Genomic DNA, 22,194 nt, shown 5'->3' on the forward strand with positions numbered 1-22,194 from the left:
AGAAAGACCGAGCATGCAGCTGACCACCCCCGTCCTACATCCCGCCGCGCGCGCCATCCGCCTGGCCGTCCTCGCCATGGCGTGCGCCGCCCCCGCCGTCTTTGCCGCCGCGCCCGCGCTGGCGCAAGGCCAGGCCGCCGCTTCAAGCGCTGCGCCGCAAGCCTACGCCATTGCGGCCGGCCCGCTGGCCACCGCTTTGAACGATTTTGCCGTCGCCGCCGGCGTCAGCCTGTCGACCGACCCCGCGCAGACGCGCGGCCTGCGCTCGCCCGGCGTGCGCGGCAGTCACAGTGTCGCGCAGGGCTTTGCCCAGGTATTGGCCGGCAGCGGCCTGGAAGCGGTGCAGCTGCCGAACGGCGCCTACGTGCTGCGCCAGGCGGCACCCTCCTCTGCGCCGGCGGCCGGCGTGGAAAAGACCATGGCGCCCGTGGTCGTGAACGCCAGCATGGAACGCGACCCCGTCAGTGAACACAGCAACTCGTATGCGGCGCGCGCCGTCACCGTCGGCAAGGGCGTGCAGACCCTGCGCGAAATTCCGCTATCGGTCAGCGTCGTCACGCGGCAGAAGATGGATGACCAGAACCTCAACACCATCGACGCCGTGCTGGCCAACACCACCGGCATCACCATGTACGACAGCCCCATGGGCGGGCGCTATGTGTATTCGCGCGGCTTCATGGTCGACACTTACCAGTTCGACGGCGTCAACCGCGCCATGTACTACCCGCAGGCGAACAGCTTCACCAGCAATACGGCCATGCTCGATCGCGTGGAGATCGTGCGCGGCGCCACGGGCCTGCTGCAGGGCACCGGCTCGCCGGGCGCCGCAATCAACATGGTGCGCAAGCGTCCGCTGGCGGAAAAGCAGGTGCAGCTGGCGCTCAGCGCGGGCCGCTGGAACGACGTGCGCGGCGAAGTCGATGTCACCGGCCCCTTGAACGAATCGGGCAGCATCCGCGGCCGCGCCGTGGCCGCGCATGACCAGCGCGATTATTTTTATGACGTGGCCGACAGCCGCACGGACGTGCTGTACGGCGTGCTGGAATTCGACCTGGCGCCGGGCAGCAAGCTGACGACGGGCGCCAGCTACGAAAAACTGCACGCGACGCCCTTCTTTTCCGGCATGCCGCGCTACCGCGACGGCAGCGATCCGAAACTGCCCCGCGAGACTTTCCTCGGTGCCGACTGGAACCGCTGGGCTAGCCGCCAGACGGCCGTCTTCGCCGAATTCGAGCACCGCTTCGACGCCGACTGGTCGCTCAAGGCCAGCGCCAACTACACGCGCGAGCGGCATGACGTGAAATACATGTTCAGCCAGGGCGCGATCGACCCCGCCACCCTGGCCGGCATGATGATGTTTGGCGGCGTGTTCGACTACGGCAGCACCAACAAGGGCCTCGACCTGTCGCTCGACGGCAAATTCAACGCCTTCGGCCGCCGCCACGGCTTCAGCGCCGGCATCAGCACGAACCGCCTGGAAAGCGACAGCGATTTCAGTCTGGCCCTGCTGCAGCAAGCGAACAATCCGCTGCAGCCGAATCACGGCGTGGCCGAACCGAGCGACGCCTGGTTCCGCGAACACAGCTACCGGGGCGATCCCAGCGTAACAAAAATGACGCAGACGGGCGCCTACGGCGTGGCGCGCTTCAGCGTCAGCGATCCGCTCACCGTAGTGGCGGGCGCCCGCGTGTCGAACTACAAATGGAGCAGCGTGTACCGCGACACGGGCGAGGTGTACATCGACCCGTACCGCGAAAACGGCGTCGTCACGCCGTATGGCGGCGTGATCTATGCATTCGACAAGCGCTGGTCCGGCTACGCCAGCGTTTCCGACATCTTCCAGCCGCAAAACCAGCGCACGGCCGATGGCGCCCTGCTCGACCCGCTCAAGGGCCGCAACCTGGAAGTGGGCGTCAAGGGTGAACTGTTCGACGGCAAGGTGAACACCTCGCTGGCGCTGTTCCGCATCGAGCAGCGCAACCGCGCGGAACTCGACCTGGCTAATACCTGCTCCAGCGGCACGGAGTGCTATTTCTCGACGGGCAAGGTGCGCAGCGAAGGCCTCGATGCGGAAATCAGCGGCGAAGTGGCGCCGGGCTGGCAGCTGTTCGCCGGCTACACGCTGAACAATTTCAAGTACCTGGAGCAGACGTCGAACGCGGGCGTGATGTTCGCCAGCACCTACTCGCCGCGCCACATGCTGCGCGCGTGGAGCGACTACCGCCTGCCCGGCGCCTTGCAGCAGTGGAGCGTGGGCGGCGGCGTGAACTTCCAGACGGAGAGCTCGCGCGTCACGCGCGACGTGACCGTGGCGCAGGGCGCGTATGCCTTGTGGAGCGCGCGCGCCGCGTACCAGATCGACCGCAACTGGACGGCATCGCTGTCCGTGACGAACTTGCTCGACAAGCGCTACTACCAGACGGTGGGCGCGCCGGCCTGGGGCAATTTCTATGGCGAGCCGCGCAAGGCGCAACTGACCTTGCGCGCGCGCTTCTAAGCCAGCTTATGCCGGAGGACGCAATGGCGCCTTCGGCAACGGGATGAATTCCGTCTCGCCCGGCACTTGTCCCATGCGCTGGGCGCTCCAGTCGTCGGCCGCCTGCGACAAGCGCTCCTTGCTCGACGAGACGAAATTCCAGAACAGGTAGCGGTGGCCGTCCAGCGGCGCGCCGCCGATCACGACGAACTGCACAGGCCCGCCGCCTGCCGTCACCACGGGCACGGCGCCCGTTTGCAGCAAGGCCATGGTGTGCGGCGCGAGCGCCACGCCGTCGAGCCGCACCTCCCCGCTGATCGGATAGATCGCCGCTTCCGGCGGCAAGCCCTCCAGGCGCAATTCGCGCCCCGCCTGCAGCGCTACATCGAGGTACAGCGTGGGCATGTAGGTGCGCACGGGCGAAGTCTTGCCAAACGCCGTGCCAATGAGGACTTTCACCACGGCGCCATCGCGCGTCACGACGGGAATGTCGGCCTGCGGCGTGTGCGTGAAACTCGGCGCATCCTCTTCGTGCGCCTTCGGCAGCGCGGCCCACAGCTGCAAGCCGTGCGTGCGGTGCGGTTGTCCCGCCAGGTCGTGCGGCGTGCGCTCCGAATGCACGATGCCGCGTCCGGCCGTCATCCAGTTGATGGCGCCCGGTTCGATGCGCTGGCAGGAACCGATGCTGTCGCGGTGGTCGATCGCGCCCTCGAACAGATAGGTGACGGTGGCCAGGCCGATATGCGGATGCGGGCGCACGTCGTGGTTGGCGTCGGGCGCCACGTCGATGGGGCCGAAATGGTCGAAGAAGATGAAGGGGCCGACGGCCTGCTTTACTGCGGAAGGCAGCAGGCGCCGCACGACGAAGCCGCCGCCCAGGTCTTTTTCGTGGCTTTTCAGGATGGCCGCGCTCATGCCAGCACCGTCGTGATTTCCGTGGTGACGGCCGTCATCAGCTTGTGGATCGGGCATTTGCCGGCCACGGCCAGCAATTCCTGGCGCTGCGCATCCGTCAGCTCGCCCGTCAGGTGCAGGGTGGCGGCCAGGCGGTACACGCCCTTGCGCTCGTCGCTGGCATCGCGCTCGGTCGACACTTCCACGTGTTCCAGCGGGATGCCTTTGTGTCTGGCGTACCAGACGACGGTGAGCGCCTTGCAGGCCGACAGGGCCGCGTCGTACAGGTCGTGCGGCGAAGGGCCGGCGTCGCCGCCGCCCTCCTCCACCGAGGCGTCGGCGGAAATGATGTGATCGCGCACGTGCACGATGTGGCGCATGGGCTGCGACTGGTCGCGGATGGCTTTGATGGTCATGGCGTTCCTTGGTGCGTTTGGAAAGCCACAATTTACACCGTTTGCCCGCTTGGCGCAGCCCGCTCTCCTGCTACCTGGTCATATGATACGGAAGACGGCGTCGGCCATCAGCGCCATTTCTTCCGGGTCCGGCGTGACGACGCCAGGCGCCGTACTTGCCTAATCGAGCGTGCGCGCCACGCGGAAGCCCACGATGTCGTTCGACAGCACGGTGGAAAAACCGTTGCGCAGGGCCGAGCGCAGGTAGCGCGGGTGGTACAGCCACGAGCCGCCGCGCAGGATGCGCCGGCTGCTGTCGCTGCCCTCTTCCCATGCGCTGCCATCGACGGGCGCGCCTTCGTAATTGTCGTGCACCACGTCCTGCACCCATTCCCACACATTGCCATGCATGTCGAACAGGCCCCAGGAATTCGGCGCGAAGGTGCCCAGCGGGCTGGTGCCGCCCCGGTACACGCCGCGCGGGCCGCCGTTGTAGACATACAAACCGTCGTAGTTGGCTTGCTCGGTGCTGATCGTGTCGCCCACGTTGAAGGCCGTGCGCGTGCCGGCGCGGCATGCGTATTCCCATTCCGCTTCGCTGGGCAGGCGGTACTTGCGCCCGGTACGCTCGCTGAGCCACCCCAGATACAGCTGCGCGTCATTCCAGCTCACGCCCACCACCGGGTGCTGGTCGTTCTGCACGAAGCCGGGATTGTCCCAGTCCGTCTCGGAACCGCCCGCCCAGCCGGTCGCCTTGACGAAGGCGCGCCATTCGCCCACGCTGACGGGGTGACGCGCCAGCGCGAACGGGCGCTCGATGCCGACCCAGTGCTGCGGCATCTCGCGCTCGAGCCAGGCCTGTTGCGAGCCGGCCTGGATGGCGGCCTTGTGTTCCGTCTCGTGCGCGCCCATCTGGAAACGGCCGCTGGGAATGAGCACCAGTTCCGGCCCCTGTCCCGAGCCATCGAGAAAATCGTCGCGCAAGACGCCTTCCGCATTGGGCACCGGTTCCACGTGTTCCGCTTCCGTCGCCGGCGCGGATGCCGGCGCGGGGACAGCGGCCGCGGCGGCGCGGCTGGCCTCTTCGCGGCGCGCGCGTTCCTGCTCGGCGCGGTAGGCCGCCTCCGCCTTGGCGACGATGGCCTTGCGCTGCAATTCCTGGTGTTCCTGCAAGGCGGTGGCGGCATCGGCTTCGCGGCGCGCGCGCAGCTGGCCGCGCAGCGCTTCCTTGCGCAGCTTGCGCGCCTCTTCCGCTTCGAAATGGCGCTGCGCCTCCTGCTCGCGGCGCAGTTTGTCCAATCGCTGCTTTTCCAGCGCGGCGGCCTGGATTTCCGCCTTCCGGCGCTGGTCCAGTTCTTCCTGGCGCGCACGTGCCTCTTTGAGCGCCGCCTCGCGGGCCTGTTCGGCGGCCAGCGCCGCCTCCTTTTGCTGCTGCGCCGCGCGCGCCTGCTGCTGGCGCGCCTGCTCCGCCAGTTCTTCGGGCGACGGCCCGGCCGCGCGTTCCAGGTTTTCCAGCAAGGCTTGCACCGATTGCGGACGCAATTCCGGCGTCAGCGAAAACCCGTTCTGCAGCACCTGCCACTGCTGCGCGTTGAGCGCTTGCGGCGCCGACGGCAGATGGCTGGCGCTGCGCGCGTCGTCGAACGGCATGCGCCCTTCGAGCATCTGGTAGATCATCACGGCCACCGCATACACGTCCAGGCGCGGGCTGGGCTGGCGCTGGTTGGCGCCGGCCTCGGGCGCACGGTAGCCGTGCGTGCCCGCATTCGGCATGTCCAGCGCCAGGCTGCTGTCCGCATTGCGCACACGCGAAGCGATGCCGTAGTCGAGCAGTTTGACGTCGCCCTTCGCCGTCAGGAAGACATTGCCAGGCTTGATGTCGCGGTGCACCAGCTTGTGCTTTTCCCACGCATACGACAGGGCGTCGGCCACCGGCTGCAGCAGCTGCTGCACGGTGGACAGGGGCAGCGCGCCCTCGCGCGCCAGATAATGCTCGAGGTCTTCGCCCTCGAGGCATTCCATGATGATGAAATAGCTGGCCGTGGCCGGGTCCTGCGCCCACTCGTAGACGCGCACGATGTTTTCATGCGCGAGCTTCCTCGCCTGGGTCGCTTCCTCGATCAGCAGCTTGGCATGCGTGGCGCTTTGCGTCAGCTGGGGCGGCAAGATCTTCAGCGCCACCATTTCGCTGCTGCCCAGCTCCGCGTGCGTGGCCAGGTCGGTCGCTTGCCATACCTGCCCCATGCCGCCCGTGCCGATCAGCCGTTCGAGCCGGTAGCGGCGGTTCTGCGGGCCGATTTCCTGGCCCGTCATGAAGCCCAGCTCCGTGCCCTGGCGTACGGGCAGCGGCGCGGCCACGGGAGCGGCGCCGGGCGGCGCGTACTCGGCGTCGAGGATGGCGTTCTTGCGGCGTTCAAATTCCTGCTCGCTGAGCAGTCCGTCGTCGTGGAGGGCGCGCAGTTCCCGCAGTTTGTCTCGTGCTTTTTGCATCATCTGGGGTGAAACGCTTCCATCAAGGCTGCAGGGCGACACCGCAGGCGGCGCAGAATTTATCTTCCGGGTGACCCGCGCGCTGCGCATGGCCGTTCTTGCAGCGGGCCGGCGCTGATGCCGGTGCGGCGGAGGCCGCACCAGGCTGCAGCGCCTGCGCCACGGCCACGCCCAGCTGCGCCTGCGCCGACAGGCCGTGCGCGTGCGCCGCGTTCTGCAGGTTGACCAGGTCGAGCTGCTGGCGCCGTTCGCGTTCCGCCTGGCCTTCCAGGTAGCTGCGCTCCTGCGCCACGCTGTCCTGCGCCATGCGCAGCGCGTCCAGCGGCGCGATGCTGTTCTCGGCCGCAGCCAGCGCCGCCAGCGCGTGAATCTGCTCGGCGCTCATGCCGGCCTGCAGCTGCACCTTGAGCACTTGCGCCAGCGCGGCCGCGTTCTGCCCGGCGGCCATGGCCACCTTGCCCGTATCGCTCAGCGAACCGATTTTCTCGATGCGGTCGATATCGATGCGCGCCAGTTCGGCCGCATGCGCCTGTTGCGCCAGCAACGCTTCATATTCTCCCTTCCAGCGCGCGTAATCGCTTTCGCGCTGCTGCGTCATGGCCAGCAAGTCGCGCTGCCATTGCGCTTCCTGTTCCAGCTGGCGCAGCTGCTGGCGCTGTTCCTCGATGGCCAGCGCGTCGAGCTGCGCCAGCTGCGATTGCTGCTGCAGCTGGCGCGCGTGCACGCCGTCGGCCTCGATGGTGCGCAGCAGCTTTTCCTGCTGCGCGACGGCCTCCTCGCGCGCGCCGCCGCGCCGCAGCGCCGCCACCTTTTCCGCGATCTCCGCCGCCTGCACCTGGGCCGCTTCATCCTTGTGCGCCTCGGCGCGCAGCAGTTCGCGCTGGCGCGCCAGCTGCATCTGGTCTTCCCACTCCTGCACCCGCTCGGCCTCGCGCTTGCGCGCCGCGTTGGCCAGCATCAGGCCCTGCCAGGCCGCCTGGTGCTGCTCCGCCTCCAGCTGCGCCTCGCGCTGGGCCGCATCCGCTTCCGCCTGGCGCAGGCGCGCCAGCTGGGTGCGGCGGCCCGTCTCGTCGTCGATCAGCAGCGCGCTTTCCACTTGCTGCGCGATCGACTGCAAGTGGACCTGGTGGGTGAAGCGCTGCTGCGCCATCTGGATCTGTTCGCGTCCGTGCAGCTGCGACAATTCCAGCTCGCTGCGCATCTTGATGGCGGCCAGCGCGCGCACGTGTTCCCAGTTGGCCGCCTCATCGGCGCGCTGCGCGCCCTTTTGCGCCAGTTCCTGTTCCAGCTCGCCCAGCGCCAGCGCGGCACCATGGTCGAGCGCCTGGCGCCGCGACTTCGCTTCCAGGATGCGGCCATACAGGTCGATCTGGCGTCCGCGCAGCGCTTGCAGGCGTTCTGCCTCCTGGTGGCCCAGTTCCGCCTTTTCCAGCGTCGCGTCCTGCCGCAGTTCGGCGCGCCGGTGCGCGTGGCGCGCCGCCAGTTCCTCGCGGCGGATGCGCTGCCATTCTTCCTCGTCATACAGCTGGTCGAGCTGCTTCATGCGCTCCAGGCTGTGCTGTTCCAGTTCCTGCGCCGGCAAGCCGCCCAGCCACAGGGTGCCGATGCTGGTGCCAGCATCGCCCTCGCCTGCGCGCTTGTCGTGTCGCAAACTGAGCGTTTCCACGCGCGCCACGGCCAGGCCGGACGGCGCCAGGCGCTGCGTCAGGGCCGATTGCAGGCGTTCGTTCAATTCAGGCCGCAGGTCGCCATTCGCCTCCATCTCGCGCAGCGCGCGGCTGCCGATGAATTCCAGCGCAATCTGCCGCACGGACGGCAGCAGCAAGGCGTGCAGGTGGGCGTGCGTGACGGCGCCCGGCGCGCGCATGAACTGGCGCGCGAACGCATCGGGCTGGCCCAGCGCGATGTCCACGCGCAGCGAGGCGGCGATGTTCAGCAGTTCCGTGCTGGCCAGGGCGGGCAGGTCGAATTCCAGGCTGACGGCGTCGGCGCGCGCGATCAGCACTTCGGCCGGGCGTGCCGGCAGCAGCGCGGGCAGGCGCGCAAAGAAGGCGGCGCTGTCGTAATCGCCAGCCGGTATCAAGGTGAAAGCGTCCGATTGCACGATCCAGGCGCGCGACTCGGCGGGCACCTGCAGGCGGCGTGCGGCGCTGCCGAACAGCGAGGACAATTCGCGCACGCCAAAGAACAGGGCCAGTTGCCCATCAGCAAGATGCCATTGATTGGCATGCAGCACCGCGTCGCTGTCGGGAGCGCCCAGCGACAAGCCGCATTGCGCGCAATAGCCGGCGGCAGCGCCATTCTTGTGCTCGCAGCGCGGGCAGCGGGCGCCGCCAAAACCAAACAATTGGAACATGTGTCACTCCTGATGAGAATTATTGTGCGCGCAACACGGCTGCCATGCCGATTCTAGCAGGACAGCCGGCGCAGCACCTGCCGCGCGCCGAGCGTGCGCAACACGGCGCACAACACGGTGCAGTATCAAATAATGCCATGCGGCAAGTGCATTCATATGCACGGATACAGGGCTAATTAGGCCTCAATTCAAGCGGTCGCCCGCGCAGGCATTTCAGCGCCGTTTTTTTGCAGGCCATCCTGCCAAAACCACGGCTGGTCGCATGCGCATGGCGGGCGGGCGCGCGCTTGGCTACAGTGCATGCATACCCACCCGCCACCGAAAGGAACGATCATGAAAGCCCTGAAAAACATGGAAGCCATCTTCACCGTCGCCGTCGCCATCGCCTGCGGTGCCAGCTATGCCAGCTTCACCAGGCCACAGGCGGCAGAAACCGGCAATACGGCGCAGGCCCGCGCCATCCCCGTCGTCGTGGTCAGCGCCAAGCGCCTGACGGAACAGGAAAAGAAAATCTCGCTGATCGAGGAACGCCAGGCCTTGCTGGGCAACACCACCGCCAGCGCCCTGTGAGTCACCGATGCTGACCCCACGCCGCCTGGCGCCAGTTTGAACACGACCGCGCCAGGCCGCCATTTGTATCGGCCACGGATACACGGACACACAGCATTGTGTCAATTGTAATAAGTTGAATCAAAGGCGAAAAACCGCCGGCAAGCGCCTATAGTCCATTTCACGCAATCACCGAAATGGAGCACATCATGAAACCCATCACACTCTACGCAGCAGCCATGCTTGCCATCAGCGCCGCAGCCTTCCTGCCCGCGCAGGCCATGGCACAGAATCAGCTCGGCGTCAGCATTGTCGTCGGCAACGCCCCGCCTCCGCCACGGTTTGAAAGCGTGCCGGCACCGCGCGCCGGCTATGTCTGGGCGCCCGGCTACTGGAACTGGGATGGCCAGCGCCATGTGTGGAACGACGGCGAATGGCTGCGCGAACGCGGCGGCAACCAGTACCGCCGCGCCGCCTGGATACAAGAGAACAACCGCTGGCGCCTGGACCGTGGCGGCTGGGTCGCCGCACAGGTGCAGCCGGTGCGCTATGACGACATCCGCATCGCCCCGCCGCCGCCGCGCCGCGAAGCCATCCCGCGCGCCCGCCACGGCTACGCCTGGGTGCCCGGCCACTGGGAATGGCGCAGCCAGCGCTACGCCTGGACGCCTGGCGTATGGATCGCCGAACGCCCCGGCTACGTGTATGCGCCGCCCGCCTGGAACCAGCGCGATGGCCGCTGGCAGATGGAGCAAGGCCGCTGGTCGCCACGCGGCCCGAACGGCGACCGCGACCGCGACGGCATCCCCAACCGTTATGACCGCGACAATGGCAACCGCCACGACCGTGACGGCGACGGCATCCCCAACCGCTATGACCGCGACAACGGCAACCGCCACGACCGCGACAGCGACGGCGTTCCAAACCGCGACGACCGCCGTCCCGATAATCCCCATCGCAATTAACATGCAGCCGTAGTTCGGACAAGGCCACCCATCGCGGTGGCCTTGTCATTTTCCGGACACATCCGTGTATTAACATCGCGCGACGATCAATCACACTGCGCGAGAAAGATTCACGATGGCGATGGAAACTGCCGGTTTTACCTACGGCTCGGACACCTCGGGCCTGGTCTGGGGCTTCCTGTTTGGCCGCGAGGCGCAGCCGCTGGCGCTCGACTCGACGGCCGCGCTGGCCTGGCTCAATGCGAGCACGGCCCAGCCGGCGCAGGAATTCGTCTGGCTGCATTTTAATTTGTCGCATGCGGCCAGCGAAAAATGGCTGATGACGCACACGCAGCTGGCCGACGAATTCTATGAAACCCTGCACCAGGGTTCCCGTTCCACGCGCATCGAGCAGGCGGAAAATACCCTGATCGCCGTGGTCAACGATGTGGTGCACAATTTCTCGTTCGAGGCATCCGATATCTCCACCATGTGGGCCAGCGTGGCGCAAAACCTCGTCATCACGGCGCGCCGCGCGCCGCTGCAGTCGATCGAACGGCTGCGCCAGGCCGTCATCAAGAACCACGAGCCGATCCGCTCGTCGGTGGAGCTGCTGATCCATCTGCTGCGCGACCAGGCCGACGTGCTGGTCAACATCGTGCGCGACGCCGTGGCGCGGGTCGACGATATCGAGGATCACTTGCTGGCCGGGCGCCTGGTGCCGAAACGCGAAGACCTGGGCGCCATGCGGCGCGTGCTGGTGCGGCTGCAGCGCCTGCTGGCGCCGGAACCGGCTGCCCTGTTCCGCCTGCTGCAGCGTCCGCCCGCATGGGTGTCGGAACTGGACAGCCTGGAACTGCGCCAATCGACGGAGGAATTTTCGGTGGTGCTCAGCGATATGTCCTCGCTACAGGAACGCATCAAGCTGCTGCAGGAAGAGATCGCCGCCAGCGTCAACGAGGAAAACAGCCGCAGCCTGTTCGTGCTGACCATCGTCACCGTGCTGGCCTTGCCGATCAATATCATCGCCGGCATGCTGGGCATGAATGTGGGGGGTATTCCGCTGGCCCAGCATCCGCAGGGCTTCTGGATCATCGTCGCCATCATCGTCACATTTACGGTCGTGGCGGGATGGCTGGTGGTGCGCGTGCAGCGAAACAGTTAATTTCCGTCCCGGCACGGCCTGGCCGGCGAACGGCAGGCGCCGTCCGCCGTCATTGCTTATCGGTGGTACTCGCCGGCCCGTTCAGGCTGATAGACGATTTCCTCGATCTTGACCTTCACCACGCCGCCCGGCATGGGCCAGGCGATGCTGTCGCCCACGGACAGGCCCAGCAGCGCGCTGCCGACGGGCGCCAGCACGGAAATGCGGTCGGCCTGGCCTTCCACATCTTTTGGATACACGAGCGTGAGGCAGAATTCCTCCTTGTTTTCCACCGTGAAGCGCACGGTGGAATTCATCGTCACGACGGTCGGGGGAATCTCTTGCGGTTCGAGCACCTCGGCGCGGCCCAGCTCATCGAGCAAGGCGGCCTTGTCCGGCGACAAGTTATTACCCAAGGCATACAACAACGCTTCCAGTCGTTCCAAGTCTTGTGACGACAAAATAATTTTTGGTTTTTTTTCCAAGATATCCTCACTATTGATCATTAGGGCGGCGTCCGGTTTTGCTGGCGGCGACTTGCTTGGCCGCGGCAGACAAAACAAACAGCATCAGAACGTCCATCATCAGCGGATTATGGACGAACTCGCGAAGCAAGGCCATAGCGTTCGCGCATTCTTCATTAAAATTTATTAAAATCAATGACTTGCAATGGCCGATACAGACAAAAAGTTAATCCGTGCCGGAATGGCCGGGCACATTGAAGTTATTCTTGGCGGTATTTTGTTTACCTTCAGCATGTTTTTAGAGAAAAAAACCGCCAGGCAAAAAAAGGATTAAACTTCAGCATGTATTATTATTAGAAAGACACGCCCGCCTTTTCCGCCTGTCTTGTCGCCTTGTCCGCCGCCAGCGGTGCCCGGCATGGATACTAAATTGCCGCACGCCCTGTACTTTCACGCTGCAAAATGACAATATGTCGGCCTTAGCAACACTTAGCAACACGTTGAGAGTTCCGGCTCACTTCGGTTTTCATCAGACTGGAACGTAAAGTATGGCAGGGCGAGGCGCGATCACACGGGGCGGCGACAAGCGGGGCCGGCAGGAGGAAGCGTCATGATGACGCCATTGATACTGCCGTCCGTGCAATTACGCGGCGACCGGATAGCCCGGCTGAACTTGCTGGCCGCGGCGGCCATGCTGACCATGGCCAGCCTGCTGCTGATCCTCTTCCAGTTGTTTTCCCTCCAGGCATCCCTCCAGCGCAGCCTGCAGATCCAGGCCGACATGCTGGCGCCCGCCGCCACCGAGACCATGCGCCAGGACAATCGCCTGGCGGCGCAACAACTGCTCGCTCCCCTCGCCGCCGCCCCGCATATCCGGCAAGCCCTGCTCTACAGCCCCTATGGCGCACCGTTTGCCCGCTATGCGCGCAGCAGCGTCGATACCGTGCCCGCCGCGCCGCGCAACGGCGTGCACCTCGATTACCTGGACGGCAGCGCCGCCATCCTCAAGACCTTGCCCGGCGGCGGCGCCCTGTATCTGCGCGCCAGCCTGGCGCCGCTGTACGCCAGTCTGGCACAATTTGCCGCCTTCACCCTGCTCGTCTGCCTGTGCGCATTCGGCCTGACTTTCCTGATGGTGCGCCGCACGCGCACCGCCGCCCAGCATGCGGAAAGCCACTTGCACTACCTGGCCCACGTCGACTCCGTTACACAGCTGCCGAACCGCCATGAATTCAACGACGCGCTGGCCTACGCGCTGGCGCGCGCCGACCGCCAGGACAGCAGCGTGGGCCTGCTGCTGCTGGACCTGGACAACTTCAAGATCGTCAACGATACGCTGGGCCACCACTGTGGCGACCAGTTGCTCAAGCTCGTCGCCGAGCGCCTCGTGGCCATCCTGCGCGGCACCGACATCATCTGCCGCATCGGCGGCGACGAATTCGTCGTCATCGTCGAACCGGCCGACGACGCCTCGGAAATGGCCAGCGTGGCGAGCAAGATCCTCGCCGTGCTGGCCGAACCGTTCGACCTCGAAGGCCACCAGTTGTATGTCAGCGCCAGCATCGGCGTGAGCCTGTACCCGTTCGACGCGCAGGACGTGGCCACCCTGACGCGCAATGCCGATACGGCCATGTACCACGCCAAGCACCAGGGCAAGAACCGCTACGCCGTGTTCAAGGCCGAAATGGAATTGCGCGCCCAGCGCCGCCTGCGCATGGAAGCGAACCTGCGCCGCGCGCTGCAAAACGAGGAACTGTATCTGCACTACCAGCCGCAGATCGACTTGCGCAGCGGGCGCATCGTCGGCGTGGAAGCGCTGATACGCTGGAACTGCCGCGAGATGGGCCAGCTGAGCCCTGCCGAATTCATCCCCGTGGCCGAGGAAAGCGGCATCATCGTCGATCTGGGACGCTGGGTGCTGCAAAGCGCCTGCCGCCAGGCCGCCGTCTGGTGCAAGGCGGGGCTGCTCGACTCGCTCGAGCACGTGGCCGTCAACCTGTCGGCCTGCCAGGCGCGCGACCCGGGCCTGATGGACGATATCCGCGCCATCCTGCACGAAACGCAGCTGCCGCATGGCTTGCTGGAGCTGGAAATCACGGAAGGGGTCTTGATGGACAACGTCCACGCCAACGTGGAACTGATGCGGCGCCTGCAGGAGACGGGCATCCACCTGTCGATCGACGATTTCGGCACCGGCTATTCGTCGATGTCCTACCTGAAGCGCCTGCCGATCGACCAGCTGAAGATCGACCGCAGCTTCGTGCACGACCTGCCCGGCGAGGGCGAAGCCATCGTCACGGCCATCATCGCCATGGCGCACAGCCTGCACCTGAAAGTGGTGGCCGAAGGGGTGGAGACCTTGCAGCAGGTGGAATTTTTAAGAACAGCGGGCTGCGACAACGTGCAGGGCTACTTCTTTGCGCGACCGATGACGGCGGCGCAGCTGACGGCATTGCTGCTGGAGCGGCGCGACTGGAGCACGCGCACGAGCTTGCCGGCTTGAGGTCTGGCCAACGATATTGTCGGATTACGCGCGGCGTTGCCGCGCTAATCCGACCTACGCCAGGCACAGGCAGGCGGGGTTAGCGCAACGCGCCCATGCCCCCCGTAGGTCGGGTTAGCGCGAAGCGCGTAACCCGACGACGCCGCTACATCAAGCCAGCTTGGCCGAATGCTCGCGCGTCGCGTGGAATGTCAATTTCGGCCAGCGCTCTTCCGTCAGGCGCAGGTTGACGCCCGATGTGGCCAAATAGGCCATGTTGCCGGCCGCATCGTAGGCCACGTTGTGGCCCAGCGCGTTTTCGAAATCCTGCAGGACGCGCTTGTCGTCGCAGCTGACCCAGCGCGCGCTGCTGATGCTGGTGCCTTCGAACACGGCGTCGACGCCGTATTCGTTGAGCAAACGGCTGGCCACCACTTCGAACTGCAGCACGCCGACGGCGCCCAGCACCAGTTCGCCGCCCTGCACCGGCTTGAAGACCTGTACCGCGCCCTCTTCGCCCAGCTGCTGCAAGCCCTTGTGCAATTGCTTGATCTTCAGCGGATTACGGATGCGCACGGAACGGAAGAAGTCCGGCGCGAAGTACGGGATGCCGGTAAAGGTCAGCATCTCGCCTTCGGAAAAACTGTCGCCGATCTGCATGTTGCCGTGGTTCGGCAAGCCGATGATGTCACCCGCGTACGCCTCTTCCACCTGTTCGCGCGAGGAGGCCATGAAGGTCACCACGTTCGACACCTTGATCTCGCGCCCCAGGCGCAAGTGCTTGACCTTCATACCGCGCTCGAAACGTCCCGAGCATACGCGCAGGAAGGCGATGCGGTCGCGGTGGGCCGGGTCCATGTTCGCCTGGATCTTGAAGACGAAACCGGTGAATGGCTGCTCGGTCGGATCGACGGAACGCACGGTCGCGTCGCGCGGGCGCGGCGCCGGCGCCCAGTCGACCAGCGCGGAAAGAATCTCGCGCACGCCGAAGTTGTTGATGGCCGAACCAAAGAACACGGGCGTCTGCACGCCGGAGAGGAATTCCTCCAGGTTGAACGGGTTCGAGGCGCCGTGCACCAATTCGACTTCCATGCGCAACTGGTCCATCTCCAGCGGGAACATCTCCTGCAGGCGCGGGTTGTCGATGCCCTTGATGATTTCGAAGGCGCCGTCGGCCTTCTCTTCACCGGCCTTGAACAGCATGATCTCGTCGTTCAGCAGGTGGTACACGCCGCGGAAGTTCTTGCCCATGCCGATAGGCCAGGTGACGGGCGCGCACTGGATCTTCAGCACCGACTCGAGTTCGTCGAGCAGGTCCAGCGGATCGCGCGTCTCGCGGTCCATCTTGTTCATGAAAGTGACGATGGGCGTATTGCGCATGCGGCAGACGGCCAGCAGCTTGATCGTCTGCGCTTCCACGCCCTTGGCCGCATCGATCACCATCAGCGCCGAGTCGACCGCCGTCAGCACGCGGTAGGTATCTTCCGAGAAGTCCTGGTGGCCCGGGGTGTCGAGCAGGTTGACGACGTGGTCGCGGAATTCGAACTGCATCACCGAGGAGGCGACGGAAATGCCGCGCTGCTTCTCGATCTCCATCCAGTCCGACGTCGCGTGGCGGCCCGATTTACGGGCCTTGACGGTGCCGGCCATCTGGATCGCGCCCGAGAACAGCAGCAGTTTTTCCGTCAAGGTGGTTTTACCCGCATCCGGGTGGGAAATGATGCCGAAGGTGCGGCGGCGCTGCACTTCGCGCGCGATCACGGCCGGCGCCTTGCTGCTCGCCGGCGCTGCGGCGTTGTCCGCATTGTCGCTGGAATCGGGGGTAGTGATGTCGTTCTCGTTGGCCATATTGGTGACCATAATATGGCCCTCGCAAAAAACCCTCGATTTTACAGAAGGATCGGCCTTCCGTGTGAACTGCTTCACTGTGGAGAAAAGCAAAATCAGCCACTTCATCAAGGGGTCACAATCCGCAGGCAACATTGCACTGCAGAAATGTTGTCACCCTACCCTGGAAACCCGATGAAAATCCTTCTCACCCCCGCCATCCGACTCATGCAGCGCCTGCGCCTGCTGCCCAAATTCATGCTTGTCTGCCTGGTCTTCCTGCTGCCGCTGGCGCTGGCAACCACCCTGCTGATCTCGGAGCTGGGCAAGTCGCTGGCCCAGGCGCAGGATGCGCAGCGGGGCGTGACCTATGTGCGCCAGTTGCAGGAAGGCACGCGCCTGCTGCAGCAGCGGCGCGGCCTCGAGCACTTGCGCCTGAGCGGCAAGGCGGGCATGGATAACACGGCCCTTAACGCGCGCATCACGGCGTCTCTGTCGGCCCTGGCGCGTTTGCCGGCCGGCGCGGGCCTGCCCCAGGCGGCCGAACTGACGAAACAGTGGCAAGCCCTGCTGGGCCGCCAGGCCGGCCTGGCGGCGCGCGACAGCTACGCGGCGCACACGGCGCTGCTGCGCCAGGCGGCCAAACTGGGCCAGCTGGTGGCCGACCGTTCGCACCTGAGCCTGGACCCGGACGCGGGCGCCAACCACCTGAGCGCCGTCTTCACCGCCACCCTGCCCGACTTGGCCGAAAGCCTGTCGGACATCGGCGGGCGCGGCGCCGCCTACATCGACACGGGCCTGTTCGAGGCGAACGAAGATCAGCTCGTCAACGCCAACGCCCTGATCGCGCGCCACGAACTGGAACGCCTGCCCTCCCGTTTCGACGAGATCCTTGCCGCCAGGCCGGAACTGCGCGCCAGCCTGCAGCCGGCCCTGAAAGCCGTGCCGGCCGCGCTGGCCTTCCTCGAACGCACGAAAAATGAAGTGACGAATTCCTACGACCAGACGTCGGGCGCGCAATTCCACGCGGCCGGCATGCAGGCGATCGACGCCCTGCACGCGCTCTCCGGCGCCTCCGCCACCGCGCTGGACGACTTGCTGGCGCAGCGCATCGCCCGCGACGAGGCGCGCCGCGCCCTGATCCTGGCGGCCATGCTGCTGGTGCTGCTGGCCGCCGCCTACCTGTGCGCAGGCTTTTATACCGCGTTCGCGCGCGACGTGACGCAATTGCGCGTGGCCGTCGGCGCGGCGGCGGCGGGCGACCTGTCGCAGCGCATCACTTCGCAGGCGCACGACGAGATCGGCGACCTGGTGCGCGACTTCGGCGCCATGACGCACGGCCTGGCCACCCTGGTGCAGGAAATCCGCGGCGGCGCGGCCGTCATCGCGGCGGCCGGCGCCGATATCGCCCAGGGCAACGCCGCCCTGTCTGGCCATACGGCCACGCAAGCGGACGCGCTGGGCGCCACCGTGGACTCGATGCGCGAACTGACGGCCACCGTGGGCCGCAACGAAGCCCACGTAGGACAGGGACGCACGCTGGTGGCGACGGCGGCCGACGTGGCCCTGCGCGGCGGACAGACCGTCGGCGCCGTGGTCGAGACCATGGCCTCGATCAAGGCCAGTTCGCACAAGATCGTCGACATCATCAGCGTCATCAACGGCATCGCGTTCCAGACGAATATCCTGGCCCTGAACGCGGCCGTGGAAGCGGCACGCGCGGGCGAACAAGGGCGCGGCTTTGCCGTCGTGGCATCCGAGGTGCGCAGCCTGGCGCAGCGCTCGAACGAGGCGGCGCTGGAAATCAAGCGCCTGATCGGCGATTCCGTCGCCACCGTGGATGCGGGCGGCGACCTGGTCAATGCAGCCGGCAGCACCATGCGCCAGGTCGTCGATGCGGTGCAGCAGGTGGCCGTGGTGATCGGACGCATCAGCAGCGCGGGCGCCGAACAGAATGGCGAGATCGCCCGCATCAACCAGGCGCTGGCGCAAATCGACGACATGACGCGCCAGAACGCGGGTCTGGTCGACGAGGCGCGCGCCGGTTCGCAGCGCCTGCACCAGGAAGGCGAAGCACTGACGCAGGCCGTGAGCCGCTTCCGCCTGGGAGAACACGAGGCGCCAAACGCACGCCAGGCGCCCGCCGCGATCGTGCGCGACGGCTTGCCCAGCGTGCGTCCGGCCGGGCTGTGGAGCGCCAATAAACCGCGCGTCATATCACAAAATCGCGCAGAACGGCGCAAGGCTAGCTAGTCAAAAGTGCGCACGTAGGACAAGGACTACAATTTCGCCTCAAAAGAGACTACAAAGTGGCGACTGCTAATCTTATGTTCGCCACTTACATAAGCTCTTAAAGTAGCTACATCGCGATCTGCACCGCGCGGTCGAACAAAACGCCGTTATCACATGAGTACGGCAGCTTTTTTTTGACCAGCAACGCGGCAGTCGCACTCCGATGTAAAAAGCCTGTGAGGAATACTATGAGCCATACTCAACTTAGCACCCCGGTCCAGAAGAACCAGCTGCTGCCGCGCGCCATGCCGGCGGCCGGACGGGAAATCAAGCTTGCGTCGCGGGTTAGCCTCAGCAGTGCCCAACAGAATGAATTGCTGGCCGCCCTGCCGCGCGCCGCGCTCGAATCGCTGTTCGAAGACCTGGAACTGGTGGAACTGCCTTTCGGCAAGGAGTTGTATGCCTACGGTAACAACCTGGAATACAGCTACTTCCCCACCACCGCCATCATTTCGCTGCTGTATGTCATGGAAGACGGCGCCACGACGGAAATCGCCGTGGTCGGCCATGAAGGTGTAGCCGGTGCCTCGCTGCTGGCAGGCGAGCGCGCCATGTGCACGGCCGTCGTGCAAAGCGCCGGCTACGGCTACCGCCTGAAAACGCAAAGCCTGCGCGACGCCTTCAATCAAGGCGGCGCCCTGCCCCAGCTGCTGATGCGCTACACCAACGCCCTGTTTGCGCAGATGGCGCAGAACGCCGTCGGTGGCCGCCACAGCTCGATCGAGCAAAAGCTGTGCCGCTGGCTGTTGGACCGCCTGGACCGTTCGCCATCGAATGAATTGAAAGTCACGCAAGAGCTGATCTCGATCATGCTGGGCGTGCGCCGCGAAAGCATCACGGCCGCCGCCGGCAAGCTGCAGGAAGAAGGCTTGATCCACTATCGCCGCGGCAATATCACGGTGCTGGACCGCGCCGGCCTGGAATGCTATGCGGGCGAGTGCTACAAGGTCGCCAAGACGGAATACGACCGCTTGCTGCGCGACGTTTCACGCTGCTGATCGGGCAAGATAGTTAGCAAAATGGCCGGGCTGCATGCCCGGCCATTTTTTTATCTCAAGGAAAATTACGCTTCGGCATCCGCATCGATATCTTCCAGCTCCGGCGTCAGCGGCATGGGAATCACGGCCTCCACACACGTCCCCTTGCCTTCCGGCCCCTGGCGCACGGTAAGCGTGCCACCCAGCAGCAGGGCCCGCTCGCGCATGCCCAGCAAGCCGTGCGACATCGGTTTTTGCAGCGCGTCTTCCGTGATGCCGATGCCGTCGTCGATCACGCGCAGCACCAGGCCGTGCTCGTTGCGTTTCAAGGTCACGCTGACCATGCCGGCCCGAGCATATTTGAGGATATTCGTCAGCGATTCCTGCACGATGCGGAACAGGGCGATCGTCAAGGTCGCTTCGCGGTTATCGATATTGATGGCCACGTCCGTATCGCAGCGCACCGAGCTCATGCGCGCAAAATCCTCGCAATAGCTTTCGATGGCGGCGCACAGGCCCAGGTTGTCCAGCAGGCTGGGGCGCAGGTCTTCCACGATGCGGCGCTTCAGTTCCACCGTTTCCAGCAAGGTAGCCTTGGCATGGCGCAACTGCGCGGCCAGTTCCGGCTGCGTATGCGCCAACTGCTGCGTGACGGCGCCCAGGTCCATGCTGATCGAGGTCAAGTTGGCACCCAGTTCATCGTGCAGCTCGCGCGCCAGGCGCGCTTTTTCCACTTCGTTGACACTGATCAAATGACGCGACAGCACGGATAACTGCTCGGTACGCTTACTGACCGTCGATTCCAGGGTGTCGTTGGCATTTTGCAATGCATACTCGACGGCTGCCCTGTTCTGGAAGCTGCGCCGCACCAGCTGGTAAAACATGATCAGCACGAGGATGGCCAGGGCATTGATGCCGATGCCGAGCAGCACGGCTTTCTGGTACTCATGATAAAAGGCGGCGCTGCCGGTCGACAGCGCTTCATTCTGTTCGCGTGTCATGATCACCACCTGCAGACGGATCTCGTCCATGGTGGCGCGGTCATCGGTCACGCGGGAAATGTTGACGATCTCGGCCAATCCGCCCTGCTTGTAGACGTCGATCGACTGTTGCAGCATCGACATCTTGCGACGGATCAAGCTTTTCAGCTGGCCCAGGTTTTTCAGCTGGGTGGGACTGCCCGCGAGCAAGGTTTGCAGCTCGTTGAATTCGTTGTCGATTTCGGTGGCAGCGGTCTTTGACGGCCCCAGATAGGTTTCGGAGCCGGAAATGAAATAGCCGCGCAAGCTGCTTTCCGCATCGAGCACGAGCACGTTCAAATACTGCAGGCGGTCGGCCACGCGGGCGCTCTGGCTGAGCAAGGCATTCGTGCCCTTCAGCGACTCCAGGTTATGGTAAAGACTGAAACCATTCAATACAAGCAACAAGGCGCACGTCACGCACAGGATCGTCTTGTACAGGGGCAGGCGGTGATTCGGGGCCGGTTGAGCGGTGAAATACATCCTGGTGTGCATCCTTAGCAAGGTTCGGCGCGGGAGAGAGCGCCGGCGCCGGCCAATTATAGTCCTCGCCACAAACTGCTGCACTGCACAACATCAAGTCGTGCCCGGCTAGCTGGCTGAGCGATCATGTTTCCATGATCGCACCGCAGCGCTAGTCAAGCAAATTGTTTTTCATTGCGTAATAGGTCAAGTCGCTGTTCGATTGCAAGCCCATTTTTTCCATAATGCGCGTACGGTAGGTACTGACCGTCTTGATGCTCAGCGACAAGGCCACGCCGATATCGGACACGGTGGCGCCGCGTGCCAGGCGCAGGAAGACCTGGAACTCGCGGTCCGACAATTCCGTATGCAGGGCGGCATTCGTGTCGCGGTCGAACGACTGCGCCAGCAACTCGCCCACGGTGGAGCTGACATAGCGGCGCCCCTGGAATACGGTGCGCACGGCCGTCATCAGCTCGTCGGCTTCGCATTCCTTGTTCAGATAGCCATTCGCGCCCATCTTGAACAGATTCAGCGCATATTGCTGCGCGGGATAGCCGCTGAGGATCAGCACGGGCAATTCCGGCTGGCCCTGGCGGATCGTGCGCAAGGTATCGATGCCGCTCTGATCGGGCATGGCGATATCGAGCAGCAATACATCGCAAATTTCGCGGCGGGCGATATCGAGCGCTTCGCGCCCGGTACCGGCTTCCGCCACCACACTGAAGTCGCTTGACGACGAAAAAATCTGTTTGAACCCAGCTCGTACTATTTGGTGATCATCACAAATGGCAACGCGTATCATTGTTTCCCCTTAAATTTTCCTGGCCTGGGAAAGACTACCGGAACCTGAACGCTGCTCCGGCTTAGCGTCACTAACAAAAACGCAACATTAACATTATATTCAAAATATGGCGCGCCGTACGGTAGCGTCAGCACCAAGGCGGAGCGCCCATGCAGTATAGTCAACTTAGTCAACAGCTACCGGACAACCCCACCTATATTGGTACAAATCTTATTTTAGCAAGTTTAAAATCGCAATTAATTCATTGCGTATCCACACGCGGTCCAGCGGCGCTTCCTGCGGCACGGCAGGCATGGCCGGCAGCACTGGCAACTCGTCGGCGATGGCATGCGATGCGCCACGGCTGTCGAGCTTGTTGCGCGCGCCGCTGATGGTAAAGCCCTGCTCGTACAGCAATTCGCGGATGCGGCGTATCAGCAGCACCTCATGGTGCTGATAATAACGGCGGTTGCCGCGTCGTTTGACCGGCTTGAGCTGGGAAAACTCCTGCTCCCAGTAGCGCAGTACATGCGGTTTGACGCCGCACAACTCGCTCACCTCGCCGATCGTGAAATAGCGTTTCGCCGGAATGGGCGGCAAGGGGGCGATCAACTCGGTTTTACTGATGCGCTCGTTCAT

General features: G+C 64.6%; 17 protein-coding genes. 8 read left to right on the forward strand and 9 right to left on the reverse strand.

Features of this window, described 5'->3' with window-relative positions:
* The first annotated feature begins 13 nt into the window (after nucleotides 1-13).
* Nucleotides 14-2,497, forward strand: a complete 2,484-nt coding sequence (locus CSQ95_RS25915; RefSeq protein WP_099411571.1) for a TonB-dependent receptor — start codon at nucleotides 14-16, stop codon at nucleotides 2,495-2,497.
* Between the two features lie 6 nt (nucleotides 2,498-2,503).
* Here CSQ95_RS25915 and CSQ95_RS25920 read toward each other — a convergent pair whose 3' ends face one another.
* The 4 genes from CSQ95_RS25920 to CSQ95_RS29375 all read right to left on the reverse strand — a co-directional run bounded on the left by CSQ95_RS25920 (nucleotide 2,504) and on the right by CSQ95_RS29375 (nucleotide 8,611).
* Nucleotides 2,504-3,391, reverse strand: a complete 888-nt coding sequence (locus CSQ95_RS25920) for a pirin family protein (protein WP_099411572.1) — start codon at nucleotides 3,389-3,391, stop codon at nucleotides 2,504-2,506.
* The gene (locus tag CSQ95_RS25925) at nucleotides 3,388-3,786 is read right to left on the reverse strand and encodes an OsmC family protein (protein WP_099411573.1); all 399 of its coding nucleotides are present in this window, start codon (nucleotides 3,784-3,786) and stop codon (nucleotides 3,388-3,390) included. The genes CSQ95_RS25920 and CSQ95_RS25925 overlap by 4 nt, the downstream gene beginning before the upstream one ends.
* Before the next feature lie 159 nt (nucleotides 3,787-3,945).
* Complete coding sequence (locus CSQ95_RS25930; RefSeq protein WP_180279168.1) at nucleotides 3,946-6,258, reverse strand: SUMF1/EgtB/PvdO family nonheme iron enzyme; 2,313 nt, start codon at nucleotides 6,256-6,258, stop codon at nucleotides 3,946-3,948.
* Between the two features lie 19 nt (nucleotides 6,259-6,277).
* Nucleotides 6,278-8,611 (reverse strand): hypothetical protein, encoded by a 2,334-nt coding sequence (locus CSQ95_RS29375; protein WP_143450082.1) that lies wholly within the window; start codon nucleotides 8,609-8,611, stop codon nucleotides 6,278-6,280.
* Between the two features lie 333 nt (nucleotides 8,612-8,944).
* Here CSQ95_RS29375 and CSQ95_RS25940 point away from each other — a divergent pair, with 333 nt between their 5' ends.
* The 3 genes from CSQ95_RS25940 (at nucleotide 8,945) to CSQ95_RS25950 (ending at nucleotide 11,269) form a co-directional block, all read left to right on the forward strand.
* Entirely contained in the window at nucleotides 8,945-9,181 is a 237-nt protein-coding gene (locus CSQ95_RS25940) for a hypothetical protein (RefSeq protein WP_070313469.1), read from the forward strand.
* Between the two features lie 188 nt (nucleotides 9,182-9,369).
* Nucleotides 9,370-10,125, forward strand: coding sequence for a hypothetical protein (locus CSQ95_RS29895; RefSeq protein WP_257218223.1), 756 nt, complete (start codon nucleotides 9,370-9,372; stop codon nucleotides 10,123-10,125).
* Between the two features lie 115 nt (nucleotides 10,126-10,240).
* The gene (locus CSQ95_RS25950; RefSeq protein ID WP_180279169.1) at nucleotides 10,241-11,269 is read left to right on the forward strand and encodes a transporter; all 1,029 of its coding nucleotides are present in this window, start codon (nucleotides 10,241-10,243) and stop codon (nucleotides 11,267-11,269) included.
* 56 nt (nucleotides 11,270-11,325) lie between these two features.
* Here CSQ95_RS25950 and rnk read toward each other — a convergent pair whose 3' ends face one another.
* A complete protein-coding gene (gene rnk / locus CSQ95_RS25955) occupies nucleotides 11,326-11,733 on the reverse strand; it encodes a nucleoside diphosphate kinase regulator (protein ID WP_162835757.1) in 408 nt (135 codons plus the stop codon).
* A 184-nt stretch (nucleotides 11,734-11,917) separates the two neighbouring features.
* Between rnk and CSQ95_RS30185 the strand changes: the two genes are divergently transcribed.
* Together CSQ95_RS30185 and CSQ95_RS25960 are read left to right on the forward strand one after the other, a co-directional pair.
* Nucleotides 11,918-12,046: a hypothetical protein gene (locus CSQ95_RS30185; RefSeq protein ID WP_257218224.1), complete on the forward strand. Its 129-nt coding sequence runs from the start codon at nucleotides 11,918-11,920 to the stop codon at nucleotides 12,044-12,046.
* A gap of 276 nt (nucleotides 12,047-12,322) precedes the next feature.
* Nucleotides 12,323-14,215 carry a bifunctional diguanylate cyclase/phosphodiesterase gene (locus CSQ95_RS25960; RefSeq protein ID WP_099411576.1) on the forward strand — a complete coding sequence of 631 codons (1,893 nt, stop codon included), beginning with the start codon at nucleotides 12,323-12,325 and terminating at the stop codon, nucleotides 14,213-14,215.
* Between the two features lie 150 nt (nucleotides 14,216-14,365).
* Here the strand turns inward: CSQ95_RS25960 and CSQ95_RS25965 are convergent, their stop codons facing one another.
* Nucleotides 14,366-16,054 (reverse strand): peptide chain release factor 3, encoded by a 1,689-nt coding sequence (locus tag CSQ95_RS25965; RefSeq protein WP_373633058.1) that lies wholly within the window; start codon nucleotides 16,052-16,054, stop codon nucleotides 14,366-14,368.
* Between the two features lie 162 nt (nucleotides 16,055-16,216).
* On the opposite strand from CSQ95_RS25965, the gene CSQ95_RS25970 reads away from it, so the two are divergent.
* Together CSQ95_RS25970 and CSQ95_RS25975 are read left to right on the forward strand one after the other, a co-directional pair.
* Nucleotides 16,217-18,274 carry a methyl-accepting chemotaxis protein gene (locus CSQ95_RS25970; RefSeq protein ID WP_099411577.1) on the forward strand — a complete coding sequence of 686 codons (2,058 nt, stop codon included), beginning with the start codon at nucleotides 16,217-16,219 and terminating at the stop codon, nucleotides 18,272-18,274.
* 227 nt (nucleotides 18,275-18,501) lie between these two features.
* Entirely contained in the window at nucleotides 18,502-19,311 is an 810-nt protein-coding gene (locus CSQ95_RS25975) for a Crp/Fnr family transcriptional regulator (RefSeq protein ID WP_099411578.1), read from the forward strand.
* Nucleotides 19,312-19,376: 65 nt separating this feature from the next.
* On the opposite strand, the gene CSQ95_RS25980 is transcribed toward CSQ95_RS25975, so the two are convergent.
* The 3 genes from CSQ95_RS25980 to CSQ95_RS25990 form a co-directional block, all read right to left on the reverse strand.
* Nucleotides 19,377-20,792 carry a CHASE3 domain-containing protein gene (locus tag CSQ95_RS25980; RefSeq protein ID WP_099411579.1) on the reverse strand — a complete coding sequence of 472 codons (1,416 nt, stop codon included), beginning with the start codon at nucleotides 20,790-20,792 and terminating at the stop codon, nucleotides 19,377-19,379.
* 151 nt (nucleotides 20,793-20,943) lie between these two features.
* Complete coding sequence (locus CSQ95_RS25985) at nucleotides 20,944-21,576, reverse strand: response regulator transcription factor (protein WP_034783185.1); 633 nt, start codon at nucleotides 21,574-21,576, stop codon at nucleotides 20,944-20,946.
* Between the two features lie 210 nt (nucleotides 21,577-21,786).
* The gene (locus CSQ95_RS25990; protein ID WP_070217963.1) at nucleotides 21,787-22,194 is read right to left on the reverse strand and encodes a MerR family transcriptional regulator; all 408 of its coding nucleotides are present in this window, start codon (nucleotides 22,192-22,194) and stop codon (nucleotides 21,787-21,789) included.

It is taken from the genome of Janthinobacterium sp. BJB304, assembly GCF_002735765.1.
Lineage (GTDB): Bacteria > Pseudomonadota > Gammaproteobacteria > Burkholderiales > Burkholderiaceae_D > Janthinobacterium.